12 protein-coding genes are annotated in these 12,096 nt (G+C 50.9%); 6 read left to right on the forward strand and 6 right to left on the reverse strand.

Annotated elements, in window-relative coordinates; translation table 11 throughout:
- The first annotated feature begins 28 nt into the window (after positions 1-28).
- From tdcE to cyuA, 5 genes are all read left to right on the forward strand, one after another.
- Entirely contained in the window at positions 29-2,323 is a 2,295-nt protein-coding gene (gene tdcE, locus AABJ99_RS03340) for a 2-ketobutyrate formate-lyase/pyruvate formate-lyase (protein ID WP_032185175.1), read from the forward strand.
- Between the two features lie 13 nt (positions 2,324-2,336).
- A complete protein-coding gene (gene tdcF / locus AABJ99_RS03345; RefSeq protein WP_000719990.1) occupies positions 2,337-2,726 on the forward strand; it encodes an enamine/imine deaminase in 390 nt (129 codons plus the stop codon).
- A gap of 71 nt (positions 2,727-2,797) precedes the next feature.
- The gene (tdcG, locus tag AABJ99_RS03350; protein WP_000622094.1) at positions 2,798-4,162 is read left to right on the forward strand and encodes an L-serine ammonia-lyase; all 1,365 of its coding nucleotides are present in this window, start codon (positions 2,798-2,800) and stop codon (positions 4,160-4,162) included.
- A 273-nt stretch (positions 4,163-4,435) separates the two neighbouring features.
- Positions 4,436-5,767, forward strand: a complete 1,332-nt coding sequence (gene cyuP, locus AABJ99_RS03355; RefSeq protein WP_000401598.1) for an amino acid permease — start codon at positions 4,436-4,438, stop codon at positions 5,765-5,767.
- Between the two features lie 27 nt (positions 5,768-5,794).
- A complete protein-coding gene (gene cyuA / locus AABJ99_RS03360) occupies positions 5,795-7,105 on the forward strand; it encodes a cysteine desulfidase (RefSeq protein WP_039021354.1) in 1,311 nt (436 codons plus the stop codon).
- A 132-nt stretch (positions 7,106-7,237) separates the two neighbouring features.
- Here cyuA and yhaL read toward each other — a convergent pair whose 3' ends face one another.
- Entirely contained in the window at positions 7,238-7,402 is a 165-nt protein-coding gene (yhaL, locus tag AABJ99_RS03365; protein ID WP_001306007.1) for a protein YhaL, read from the reverse strand.
- 22 nt (positions 7,403-7,424) lie between these two features.
- Positions 7,425-8,126, reverse strand: a complete 702-nt coding sequence (yhaK, locus tag AABJ99_RS03370) for a pirin family protein (RefSeq protein WP_000633563.1) — start codon at positions 8,124-8,126, stop codon at positions 7,425-7,427.
- 104 nt (positions 8,127-8,230) lie between these two features.
- Between yhaK and yhaJ the strand changes: the two genes are divergently transcribed.
- Positions 8,231-9,127 carry a DNA-binding transcriptional regulator YhaJ gene (yhaJ, locus tag AABJ99_RS03375; RefSeq protein ID WP_001041010.1) on the forward strand — a complete coding sequence of 299 codons (897 nt, stop codon included), beginning with the start codon at positions 8,231-8,233 and terminating at the stop codon, positions 9,125-9,127.
- A gap of 50 nt (positions 9,128-9,177) precedes the next feature.
- Here yhaJ and AABJ99_RS03380 read toward each other — a convergent pair whose 3' ends face one another.
- The 4 genes from AABJ99_RS03380 to yqjF form a co-directional block, all read right to left on the reverse strand.
- Complete coding sequence (locus AABJ99_RS03380; protein ID WP_001198788.1) at positions 9,178-9,534, reverse strand: DUF805 domain-containing protein; 357 nt, start codon at positions 9,532-9,534, stop codon at positions 9,178-9,180.
- Positions 9,535-9,775: 241 nt separating this feature from the next.
- Positions 9,776-10,141, reverse strand: coding sequence for a DUF805 domain-containing protein (gene yhaH / locus AABJ99_RS03385; protein ID WP_000384145.1), 366 nt, complete (start codon positions 10,139-10,141; stop codon positions 9,776-9,778).
- 282 nt (positions 10,142-10,423) lie between these two features.
- The gene (gene yqjG / locus AABJ99_RS03390) at positions 10,424-11,410 is read right to left on the reverse strand and encodes a glutathionyl-hydroquinone reductase YqjG (protein WP_032303822.1); all 987 of its coding nucleotides are present in this window, start codon (positions 11,408-11,410) and stop codon (positions 10,424-10,426) included.
- A gap of 247 nt (positions 11,411-11,657) precedes the next feature.
- Positions 11,658-12,050 carry a DoxX family protein gene (yqjF, locus tag AABJ99_RS03395; RefSeq protein ID WP_039021355.1) on the reverse strand — a complete coding sequence of 131 codons (393 nt, stop codon included), beginning with the start codon at positions 12,048-12,050 and terminating at the stop codon, positions 11,658-11,660.
- Between the last annotated feature and the right edge of the window lie 46 nt (positions 12,051-12,096).

A 12,096-nucleotide genomic window follows, 5' to 3' on the forward strand; every position in this document is an offset into this window, starting at 1 on the left:
TTGAAGTATTGTAGAGAGATTATTTTTCATGAAGGTAGATATTGATACCAGCGATAAGCTGTACGCCGACGCATGGCTTGGCTTTAAAGGTACGGACTGGAAAAACGAAATTAATGTCCGCGATTTTATTCAACATAACTATACACCGTATGAAGGCGATGAATCTTTTCTCGCCGAAGCGACGCCAGCCACCACGGAATTGTGGGAAAAAGTAATGGAAGGCATCCGTATCGAAAACGCGACTCACGCGCCATTGGATTTCGATACTAATATTGCCACCACCATTACCGCTCATGATGCGGGATATATTGACCAGCCGCTGGAAAAAATTGTTGGCCTGCAAACGGATGCACCATTAAAGCGCGCGCTGCATCCGTTCGGCGGTATTAATATGATTAAAAGTTCATTCCACGCATATGGCCGTGAAATGGACAGCGAATTTGAGTACATCTTTACCGATCTGCGTAAAACCCATAATCAGGGCGTATTTGATGCGTACTCACCGGATATGCTGCGCTGCCGTAAATCGGGTGTACTGACTGGTTTGCCAGACGGTTATGGTCGTGGGCGTATTATCGGTGACTACCGCCGCGTGGCGCTTTACGGCATCAGTTATCTGGTACGTGAACGCGAACTGCAATTTGCCGATCTCCAGTCTCGTCTGGAAAAAGGCGAAGATCTCGAAGCCACTATCCGTCTGCGTGAGGAGCTGGCGGAACATCGTCGTGCGCTGTTGCAGATTCAGGAAATGGCGGCGAAATACGGTTTTGATATCTCCCGTCCGGCGCAGAATGCGCAGGAAGCGGTGCAGTGGCTCTACTTCGCTTACCTGGCGGCAGTGAAATCGCAAAATGGCGGCGCGATGTCGCTGGGTCGCACGGCATCGTTCCTCGATATCTACATTGAGCGCGACTTTAAAGCTGGCGTACTCAATGAACAGCAGGCACAAGAACTGATCGACCACTTCATTATGAAGATCCGTATGGTGCGCTTCCTGCGTACGCCGGAATTTGATTCGCTGTTCTCTGGCGACCCGATCTGGGCGACGGAAGTGATCGGTGGGATGGGGCTGGACGGTCGTACGCTGGTGACCAAAAACTCTTTCCGTTATCTGCACACCCTGCACACTATGGGGCCAGCACCGGAACCAAACCTGACCATTCTGTGGTCGGAAGAATTACCGATCGCCTTCAAAAAATATGCCGCGCAGGTGTCTATCGTCACCTCTTCCTTGCAGTATGAAAACGACGATCTGATGCGTACTGACTTCAACAGCGACGATTACGCGATTGCCTGCTGCGTTAGCCCGATGGTGATTGGTAAGCAAATGCAGTTCTTTGGTGCACGCGCTAACCTGGCGAAAACGCTGCTCTACGCAATTAACGGCGGGGTGGACGAGAAGCTGAAGATTCAGGTCGGCCCAAAAACAGCACCGCTGATGGACGACGTGTTGGACTACGACAAAGTGATGGACAGCCTCGACCACTTTATGGACTGGCTGGCGGTGCAGTACATCAGCGCGCTGAACATCATCCACTACATGCACGACAAGTACAGCTACGAAGCCTCGCTGATGGCGCTGCACGATCGTGATGTCTATCGCACTATGGCGTGTGGCATCGCGGGCCTGTCAGTGGCGACGGACTCCCTGTCTGCCATCAAATATGCCCGCGTGAAACCAATCCGTGACGAAAACGGCCTGGCGGTGGACTTTGAAATCGATGGCGAATATCCGCAGTACGGCAACAATGATGAGCGCGTAGACAGTATTGCCTGCGACCTCGTTGAACGTTTTATGAAGAAAATTAAAGCGCTGCCGACCTATCGCAACGCCGTCCCTACCCAGTCGATTCTGACTATCACTTCTAACGTGGTGTACGGGCAGAAAACCGGTAACACGCCGGACGGTCGTCGCGCCGGAACACCGTTCGCACCGGGCGCTAACCCGATGCACGGTCGTGACCGTAAAGGTGCCGTGGCCTCGCTGACGTCGGTGGCGAAACTGCCGTTCACTTACGCCAAAGACGGTATCTCGTACACCTTCTCAATTGTCCCGGCGGCGTTGGGCAAAGAAGATCCAGTACGTAAAACCAACCTTGTCGGCCTGCTGGATGGGTATTTCCACCACGAAGCGGATGTCGAAGGCGGTCAACACCTCAACGTCAACGTAATGAATCGGGAAATGCTGCTGGATGCCATCGAGCACCCGGAAAAATATCCTAACCTGACAATCCGTGTCTCTGGCTACGCCGTGCGCTTCAACGCACTGACCCGTGAACAGCAACAAGATGTTATTTCACGTACTTTTACCCAGGCGCTCTGACGCCGGAGGATGTATGAAAAAGATTATCGAAACGCAACGTGCCCCAGGCGCAATCGGCCCTTATGTTCAGGGTGTTGATTTAGGCAGCATGGTCTTCACCTCCGGGCAAATTCCGGTTTGCCCGCAGACAGGTGAGATCCCGGCTGATGTGCAAGATCAGGCGCGTTTAAGCCTCGAAAACGTCAAAGCGATCGTGGTTGCTGCCGGGCTGAGCGTGGGTGATATCATCAAGATGACCGTGTTCATCACCGATCTGAATGATTTTGCCACCATCAATGAAGTCTATAAGCAGTTCTTCGATGAGCATCAGGCCACCTACCCGACCCGGAGCTGTGTGCAGGTCGCGCGTTTGCCGAAAGATGTGAAGCTGGAAATTGAAGCCATCGCAGTACGTAGTGCGTAAAGCCTCGTGAGCGGGACGGTCGCAAGGTCGTTCCGCTCCACTTCACTGAACGGCAATCCGAGGGTGTGGATATGATTAGTGCATTCGATATTTTCAAAATTGGGATTGGACCCTCCAGTTCGCATACCGTGGGGCCGATGAATGCCGGAAAAAGTTTTATTGATCGGCTGGAAAATAGCGGCTTATTAACCGCGACGAGCCATATTATGGTCGATCTGTACGGGTCGTTGTCACTGACGGGCAAAGGCCATGCCACGGATGTCGCCATCATCATGGGACTAGCAGGAAACAGTCCGCAGGATGTTGTTATTGATGAGATCCCTGCATTTATTGAGTTAGTGACGCGCAGCGGGCGGTTGCCGGTGGCTTCTGGGGCGCATGTTGTTGATTTTCCTGTAGCAAAGAACATTGTTTTCCATCCTGAAATGTTGCCTCGTCATGAGAACGGGATGCGGATTACTGCCTGGAATGGGCAGAAAGAGCTATTAAGCAAAACTTACTACTCAGTCGGTGGCGGATTTATCGTTGAAGAAGAACACTTCGGTCTGTCGCACGCTGTCGAAACCCTCGTACCTTACGATTTTCACTCAGCAGGTGAACTGCTGAAAATGTGTGATTACAACGGCCTGTCTATTTCTGGCCTAATGATGCACAACGAGCTGGCGCTGCGCAGCAAAGCGGAAATTGATGCCGGGTTTGCCCGTATCTGGCAAGTGATGCACGACGGCATTGAACGCGGGATGAATACCGAAGGCGTGCTGCCAGGACCGCTTAATGTGCCTCGTCGTGCCGTTGCGTTGCGTCGCCAGCTGGTTTCCAGCGATAACATCTCTAACGATCCGATGAACGTCATCGACTGGATCAACATGTACGCGCTGGCAGTGAGTGAAGAAAACGCAGCCGGTGGGCGCGTAGTAACAGCGCCGACCAATGGGGCGTGCGGCATTATTCCGGCTGTGCTGGCTTATTATGATAAGTTCCGTCGCCCAGTAAATGAGCGGTCGATTGCCCGCTATCTACTGGCAGCGGGGGCTATTGGTGCGCTGTATAAAATGAACGCTTCCATCTCTGGCGCGGAAGTCGGCTGTCAGGGGGAAATTGGCGTGGCCTGTTCAATGGCGGCGGCAGGGTTAACTGAACTACTGGGCGGCAGTCCTGCGCAGGTATGCAATGCGGCGGAAATTGCTATGGAGCATAACCTTGGTCTGACCTGCGATCCGGTTGCCGGACAGGTGCAAATCCCATGTATTGAACGTAATGCCATTAATGCCGTGAAAGCAGTAAACGCTGCGCGGATGGCGATGCGCCGCACCTCGGCACCGCGTGTTTCACTCGATAAAGTTATCGAGACGATGTATGAAACCGGCAAAGATATGAACGATAAATACCGCGAAACATCACGCGGAGGACTGGCCATTAAAGTGGTCTGCGGCTGACATTGCTGTCAGCTTTCATCCTTGGGTGCACAAATGTGCACCTTTTTTTGTGATCTGCCGCAAATAGAGAATGAATATTCTCTTGCGGTTAATTTAGTAGAAAATTCTTATCCATCTCCGTTATTTCAAAGTCTTGATTGTGAAGATTTTCTCTGACCTCGCGCGTATCATTTCTTTATTCTAATAACTCGCCTGCAAAAATGTAGACCGCATATCGCCTTGATGCGGCTCGGAAAAAAATAATAAGCCCTACAAAATATTGAGCGAGAAATTATGGAAATTGCATCGAATAAAGGCGTCATTGCAGACGCTTCGACCCCGGCAGGTCGTGCTGGAATGAGTGAGAGCGAGTGGCGAGAAGCGATCAAATTCGACAGTACTGACACCGGCTGGGTGATTATGAGTATCGGGATGGCGATTGGCGCAGGGATTGTTTTTCTCCCGGTGCAGGTCGGTTTGATGGGATTGTGGGTATTTTTGCTCTCATCGGTGATTGGTTACCCAGCAATGTATCTGTTTCAGCGGTTGTTTATTAATACGCTGGCAGAATCACCAGAGTGTAAAGATTACCCCAGCGTCATCAGCGGTTATTTAGGTAAAAACTGGGGCATCCTGTTAGGTGCGCTCTATTTCGTGATGCTGGTGATCTGGATGTTCGTCTATTCCACTGCCATCACCAACGATAGTGCTTCCTACCTGCATACCTTCGGCGTGACGGAAGGGTTGCTGTCAGACAGTCCCTTTTATGGTCTGGTACTGATTTGCATTCTGGTGGCGATCTCCTCACGCGGCGAGAAATTGTTATTCAAAATTTCGACGGGGATGGTGCTGACCAAGCTGCTGGTGGTCGCGGCGCTGGGCGTGTCGATGGTCGGAATGTGGCATCTGTACAACGTCGGTTCGCTGCCGCCGCTGGGGCTGCTGGTGAAAAACGCCATTATTACGCTGCCGTTTACCCTGACGTCGATTCTGTTTATCCAGACGTTAAGCCCGATGGTGATCTCTTATCGCTCACGGGAAAAATCCATTGAAGTGGCGCGGCATAAAGCATTGCGGGCAATGAATATCGCGTTTGGCATTTTGTTTGTCACCGTCTTTTTCTACGCCGTGTCGTTCACGCTGGCGATGGGACATGACGAAGCGGTAAAAGCCTACGAGCAGAATATTTCTGCGCTGGCAATTGCCGCACAGTTTATTAGCGGTGACGGCGCAGCGTGGGTGAAAGTGGTCAGCGTCATTCTTAATATTTTTGCCGTAATGACTGCATTCTTTGGTGTCTATTTAGGTTTTCGCGAAGCAACGCAAGGGATCGTAATGAACATCCTGCGTCGCAAGATGCCTGCCGAGAAGATTAACGAAAATCTCGTTCAGCGCGGCATCATGATTTTCGCCATTTTGCTGGCCTGGAGCGCCATCGTACTGAACGCACCGGTGTTGAGCTTCACCTCTATCTGTAGCCCGATTTTCGGCATGGTAGGGTGCCTGATCCCGGCGTGGCTGGTTTACAAAGTACCGGCATTGCACAAATACAAAGGGATGTCTCTGTACCTGATTATCGTCACTGGTTTGTTGCTTTGTGTTTCTCCGTTCCTGGCATTTTCTTGATTTACCTGAAATTTTAAGGTTTTTAATATGTTTGATTCGACTTTAAATCCGTTATGGCAGCGTTACATCCTCGCCGTTCAGGAGGAAGTAAAACCGGCGCTGGGATGTACTGAACCGATTTCACTGGCGCTGGCGGCGGCGGTTGCTGCGGCAAAACTGGAAGGTCCGGTTGAACGTGTAGAAGCCTGGGTTTCGCCAAATCTGATGAAGAACGGTCTGGGCGTCACCGTTCCCGGCACGGGAATGGTGGGGCTGCCGATTGCGGCGGCGCTGGGCGCGTTAGGTGGGAATGCCAATGCCGGGCTGGAGGTGCTGAAAGACGCAACGGCGCAGGCAATTGCCGATGCCAAAGCGTTGCTGGCGGCGGGGAAAGTCTCGGTTAAAATCCAGGAACCTTGCGATGAAATCCTCTTCTCACGCGCCAAAGTCTGGAGCGGTGAGAAGTGGGCGTGTGTCACCATCGTTGGCGGGCATACCAACATTGTGCATATTGAAACGCACAATGGCGTGGTTTTTACCCAGCAGGCAAGTGTTACAGAAGGTGAGCAAGAGTCGCCGCTGGCAGTGCTCTCCAGAACGACGCTGGCCGAGATTCTGAAGTTCGTCAATGAAGTGCCGTTTTCGGCGATCCGCTTTATTCTCGATTCCGCGAAGTTAAATTGCGCGTTATCGCAGGAAGGTTTGAGTGGTAACTGGGGGCTACATATTGGCGCGACGCTGGAAAAACAGTGTGAACGCGGTTTGCTGGCGAAAGATCTCTCTTCATCCATTGTGATTCGTACCAGCGCGGCATCCGATGCGCGTATGGGCGGTGCTACGCTTCCGGCAATGAGTAACTCCGGTTCTGGCAATCAGGGGATCACCGCAACAATGCCTGTGGTGGTGGTCGCAGAACACTTCGGGGCAGATGATGAGCGACTGGCGCGTGCGCTGATGCTTTCGCATTTGAGCGCGATTTACATCCATAACCAGTTACCGCGTTTGTCTGCGTTGTGTGCCGCAACGACAGCAGCAATGGGGGCTGCCGCCGGGATGGCATGGCTGGTGGATGGGCGTTATGAAACCATCTCGATGGCGATCAGCAGTATGATCGGCGATGTCAGCGGCATGATTTGCGATGGTGCGTCGAACAGCTGCGCGATGAAGGTTTCGACCAGTGCTTCGGCTGCGTGGAAAGCGGTGTTAATGGCGCTGGATGATACCGCTGTGACCGGCAATGAAGGGATTGTGGCGCATGATGTTGAGCAGTCGATTGCCAACCTGTGTGCGTTAGCAAGCCATTCGATGCAGCAAACGGATCGGCAGATTATCGAGATTATGGCGAGCAAGGCCAGATAAACACCTGGTTTTGGGTATCGTGTCGGATGCGATGCTGGTGCATCTTATTTGGCCTACGAGTTGTGCAATTTGTTGATGTTGCTGGTTTTGTAGGCCGGATAAGGCGTTTACGCCGCATCCGGCAACCTGTCTTTACGCGGTAGCTTCATCCTCGGCTAAACGCGTTTCAGCATCCGCGACAATGGCTTCCAGTTCGCTCAACATCTCTTCATAGCCAAAATTATTGGCGGTGCGAGCCGGTTCCTTCGCCACCACGGGCTTCACCGGCTGACGCTTTTTGGCCGATTTTTTACTCATCTTCATCTCCCTGTAAAAACAACTAGACAGGCAAATCTATCAGCAAAGCGCGCAGTGGGGAATCGGCAACCAGCGTAATGTTAGCCTCGTCACGAATAAACGCCCCATCACCGCAGGTCAGCGCCGCTTTCTCTTCATGATGCGTAAGCGCATGAAATTGCCCGTGAATCGATTGCAAATACGCGCGTGGCCCATGCAACTGGAAATTCGCACTTTCGCCTTTGTCTAGCACGATATGATGCAGCCACACTTGCTGGCGCAACTGCAGGCTTCCCATCGCCCCCTCTGGCGAGGCGATTAATTGCTGCTTGCCCATATCAAGCGCCAGTTTTTGAATCAGCGGATTCTCTCGCTGCGGGCAGGCATCCAGCCAAAGCTGCATCCGTGTTAACGGTTTGTCTTTGCTGAGATTGTGTTCGCTATAGCTGATACCCGGCTGGGTAGAGAGCAGCAACGCTTCACCTGCGTAGGCCTGAATATGATTGCCTTCGCTGTCACGATACTCAGCTTCTCCATCCAGAATCACATTTAAAATATCGACTTTAGGATAGGTACGCGGCTGGAAGGCGGCACCTGGGGCCAGAACTTCCTGGTTAAGCACACGCAGGGAGGCATAACCTAACAATTTCGGGTCGAAGTAGTGTCCAAAGGAAAAAGTATACCGGGCCTGCAACCATCCGTAGTCTGCTTGTCCACACTGCCTGGCAGTTCGGGTAGTAATCATAATTCTTGACCTCTCTTTACTTCCTTTTATGGTAAGGGGCTGGACGCTACATTGTTAGCCAGATATTCTGCCCGGTATGTTCAAATTTCCTGAATGAGAACGAAATGGCCAAAGAAAGGGCATTAACGCTGGAAGCACTACGGGTTATGGATGCGATCGATCGCCGGGGCAGTTTTGCGGCGGCGGCGGATGAGCTGGGACGCGTGCCTTCCGCACTTAGCTACACCATGCAAAAACTAGAAGAAGAGCTGGATGTGGTGTTGTTTGACCGCTCGGGCCATCGCACCAAATTCACCAATGTCGGGCGAATGTTGCTGGAGCGAGGGCGCGTTTTGCTGGAAGCCGCAGATAAACTGACTACCGATGCGGAAGCCCTCGCGCGCGGTTGGGAAACGCATCTCACCATTGTGACTGAGGCGCTGGTACCGACACCCGCCTTTTTCCCGTTAATCGACAAACTGGCGGCAAAAGCCAATACCCAACTGGCAATCATCACCGAAGTGCTGGCGGGGGCGTGGGAACGGCTGGAGCAGGGGCGCGCGGATATTGTTATCGCGCCGGATATGCATTTTCGTTCCTCGTCGGAGATTAACTCGCGCAAGCTCTATACCTTAATGAACGTCTACGTTGCCGCGCCAGATCACCCGATTCATCAAGAGCCAGAACCGCTCTCTGAAGTGACGCGTGTGAAATATCGTGGTATTGCGGTGGCGGATACCGCTCGTGAGCGCCCGGTATTGACCGTACAGCTGCTGGACAAACAGCCGCGCTTAACGGTGAGCACGATTGAAGATAAACGTCAGGCATTACTGGCGGGGCTTGGCGTGGCGACGATGCCGTATCCGATGGTTGAAAAAGATATTGCGGAAGGACGGTTGCGTGTCGTCAGCCCGGAATCGACCAGCGAGATCGATATTATTATGGCCTGGCGTCGTGACAGTATGGGGGAAGCGAAATCCTGGTGTCTGCGGGAAATTCCCAAACTTTTTAGCGGAAAATAATATTTGTTATTTTTAATAAAAAGGGGCGAAATATCGCCCCAATTCTAAGATTAATTTGAACCAAACTTCGGATCGTTTCCGTAACGATTGCTGCCAGAATTGCCTTCTAAACAGGCAAATACAAACAGAACTAACCAGCCAATGACCGGTACCAGATAGAGAAGCGCCCACGCACCTGAACGGTCAGTATCGTGCAGACGACGAACGCACAGAGCAATGACCGGAATGATTGTTGCTGCCAGGTAAATGAGAGAAAGGAATGGAAACTCTAAACCTAAAATCAATTGAATGACATTGATAATAGTGCCGACGATGGCGTTAATCAGAGTAAACATCCAGTACTCTTTACGACGTGCACGACCAGAGAAACCAACATAATTTTTTAATACGGCTAAATACCACTGCATAAAAACATCCCTTTAATTAAAAGTTGCGAAAGTCTATTCCGGGGATGGAGTAAATGCTATTCGTATCTTTCTTTTTCGGATGTTATAAAGGTTTTGATATTTAAGATAAATACATGGCCGTTTTTTATATGTAATTTATATAACGACATTGAAATAATTTAAATAAACATTAGTAGATTATTTATTCATCAACATGATGATAAAAGCCGGATGAGTCAGACATCCGGCGAGGAGATTTGTTTTAAGGTTCCAGTTTCGGATCTGGTCCAAAGCGGTTTTCGCCTGGCGTACCCGCCTGACAGTTAAAGACGATGATAATAAGCCAGCCGATAAACGGGATTAAGAACAACAGTGCCCACCACGCCGAGCGGTCGGTGTCGTGCAGGCGGCGGAACTGAACTGCCCACCATGGTAAAAACACCAGAATACCGTAGATTGTCGTCAGGATGCCTTCGCCACCGGCACGTTGCCAGCCTAACATTTTATCCAGTAGCCCCAGCACGAACGTAAAGATGATGTTGACCAGAATAAACATCCAGTACTCTTTGCGCCGCGCACGGCCCCGGAAACCGACATAATTTTTTAGTACTTTCAGATACCAGTCCATTTTTGCCTCAATTTTGCTCAATCACTTGTTTTTAAAGCAGCAATTTAAGAATAGACGTGAATGAAATGGCAGTAAATATTATCTCGATGAATTAATAAGGCGCTGTGAAGGATAAGGGCAAGCGCAAAATTGCCAGATGCGCTACGCTTATCTGGCCTGCGCGGTCATTGCAACATATTGAATATAAATGTTTTGTAGGTTTGATAAGGCGTTTACGCCGCATCCGACATGAACAACACGCACTTAGCTAATTATCAGAGGCACCTCGTAAGGTGCCTTTTTTTAACCGAAGCGAACATCTCGTCCATGCGGTTCATCGAGATCCTGCCACGGACCAATTGAAATAATCCCCGTAGGGTTGATGGTCTTATGGCTGCGGAAGTAATGATTACGGATGTGATCGAAATTGACGGTTTCGGCAATTCCCGGCATCTGGTAGATATCGCGCAGGAAGCCATACAGATTCAGGTAATCGCTGATGCGGTGCTTATCACACTTGAAGTGGGTCACATACACTGGATCAAAACGCACCAGCGTGGTCCACAGGCGAATATCGGCTTCGGTTAGCTGGTTGCCGGTCAGGTAACGGTGCTGACCTAAAATCTGTTCCAGTCGCGCCAGCGATTCAAACACTTTCGCCACCGCCTCGTCGTAGGCTTGCTGGCTGGTGGCAAAACCGGCTTTATACACGCCATTGTTAACGGTGTCGTAAATCCAGCCATTAAGTTCGTCAATTTTCGTTTGCAGGGCTGAAGGGTAGTAATCTCCAGCTTTCGCACCCAGCGCATCAAACGCGGTATTAAACATGCGGATGATTTCCGCTGATTCGTTGCTGACAATGGTGTGGTTCTTCTTGTCCCAGAGTACGGGAACAGTGACACGTCCGCTGTAGTGTGGATCGGCGTGGAGATAAAGCTGATACAGAAACTCATGTTGATAGAGTGTATCGCCGGTTGCTCCCGGAAAACTGTCATCAAAGGTCCAGCCGTTTTCCAGCATTAACGGGTTCACTACGGAAACGGAAATAAACGGTTCCAGTCCTTTGAGTTTACGCATGATCAGCGTGCGGTGCGCCCACGGGCAGGCGAGTGAAACATAGAGATGATAACGATCTTTCTCTGCGGCAAAACCGCCTTTGCCAGTGGGGCCTGGCGCCCCATCGGCAGTGAGCCAGTTACGAAATGCGGAAGCTGAACGTTGAAATTTACCGCCGGTGGATTTGGTGTCGTACCAGGTGTCATGCCAGACGCCGTCAATCAGTTGACCCATTTTTCTCTCCTCCAATAGCAAAAACGAGGAGCGTTTCTCCTCGTTTGAGACTGATGGCAAACGCAAAACTGCCTGATGCGCTATGCTTATCAGGCCTACGAGGTTTCTGCAATGTATTGAATTTGCATGTTTTTGTAGGCCGGATAAGGCGTTCACGCCGAATCCGGCATGAACAACGCGCACTTTGTCAACAATCTGAAACGAGGAGTGTTCCCCCTCGTTTTTTATCGTTAAGTATAGCGCGTACTTACCACTTTTTATTCAACAGACGGTCGATGCTATACGCGCCCGCACCGGTAATCGCCAGCAGCAGGAATCCGCCAGAAATAGTCAGGTTTTTCATAAACATCAGCGAGTTCATGCCTTCTGCAAAATTGCTGTGAAATAAAAATGCCGTCAGCAGCGTAAAGCCCGCAGTAAACAGGGCAGTGGTACGTGTCAGGAAACCGAACAGGATTGCCAGACCACCACCAAACTCAAGCAGAATCACCAGTGGCAACATAAAGCCAGGGACACCCATCGCTTCCATATATTGTTGCGTACCCGCGTAGCCAGTAATTTTTCCCCAACCTGCCGTAATAAACAGAATCGGCATTAAAATGCGTGCGACCAGTACCCCAACATCTTCTAATTTTTTCATCTTACTCTCCACTGCGCCGCTCAGGCTGCTGATTGTTTTTTTGTGC

The organism is Escherichia coli, assembly GCF_036503815.1.
Taxonomy (GTDB): domain Bacteria; phylum Pseudomonadota; class Gammaproteobacteria; order Enterobacterales; family Enterobacteriaceae; genus Escherichia; species Escherichia coli_F.

Excerpts from the sequence above, each read along its gene's own strand:
- tdcE (WP_032185175.1), top strand. The coding sequence starts at position 29 with ATGAAGGTAGATATTGATACCAGCGATAAGCTGTACGCCGACGCATGG.
- tdcF (WP_000719990.1), top strand. The coding sequence starts at position 2,337 with ATGAAAAAGATTATCGAAACGCAACGTGCCCCAGGCGCAATCGGCCCT.
- tdcG (WP_000622094.1), top strand. The coding sequence starts at position 2,798 with ATGATTAGTGCATTCGATATTTTCAAAATTGGGATTGGACCCTCCAGT.
- cyuP (WP_000401598.1), top strand. The coding sequence starts at position 4,436 with ATGGAAATTGCATCGAATAAAGGCGTCATTGCAGACGCTTCGACCCCG.
- cyuA (WP_039021354.1), top strand. The coding sequence starts at position 5,795 with ATGTTTGATTCGACTTTAAATCCGTTATGGCAGCGTTACATCCTCGCC.
- yhaL (WP_001306007.1), bottom strand. The coding sequence starts at position 7,402 with ATGAGTAAAAAATCGGCCAAAAAGCGTCAGCCGGTGAAGCCCGTGGTG.
- yhaK (WP_000633563.1), bottom strand. The coding sequence starts at position 8,126 with ATGATTACTACCCGAACTGCCAGGCAGTGTGGACAAGCAGACTACGGA.
- yhaJ (WP_001041010.1), top strand. The coding sequence starts at position 8,231 with ATGGCCAAAGAAAGGGCATTAACGCTGGAAGCACTACGGGTTATGGAT.
- AABJ99_RS03380 (WP_001198788.1), bottom strand. The coding sequence starts at position 9,534 with ATGCAGTGGTATTTAGCCGTATTAAAAAATTATGTTGGTTTCTCTGGT.
- yhaH (WP_000384145.1), bottom strand. The coding sequence starts at position 10,141 with ATGGACTGGTATCTGAAAGTACTAAAAAATTATGTCGGTTTCCGGGGC.
- yqjG (WP_032303822.1), bottom strand. The coding sequence starts at position 11,410 with ATGGGTCAACTGATTGACGGCGTCTGGCATGACACCTGGTACGACACC.
- yqjF (WP_039021355.1), bottom strand. The coding sequence starts at position 12,050 with ATGAAAAAATTAGAAGATGTTGGGGTACTGGTCGCACGCATTTTAATG.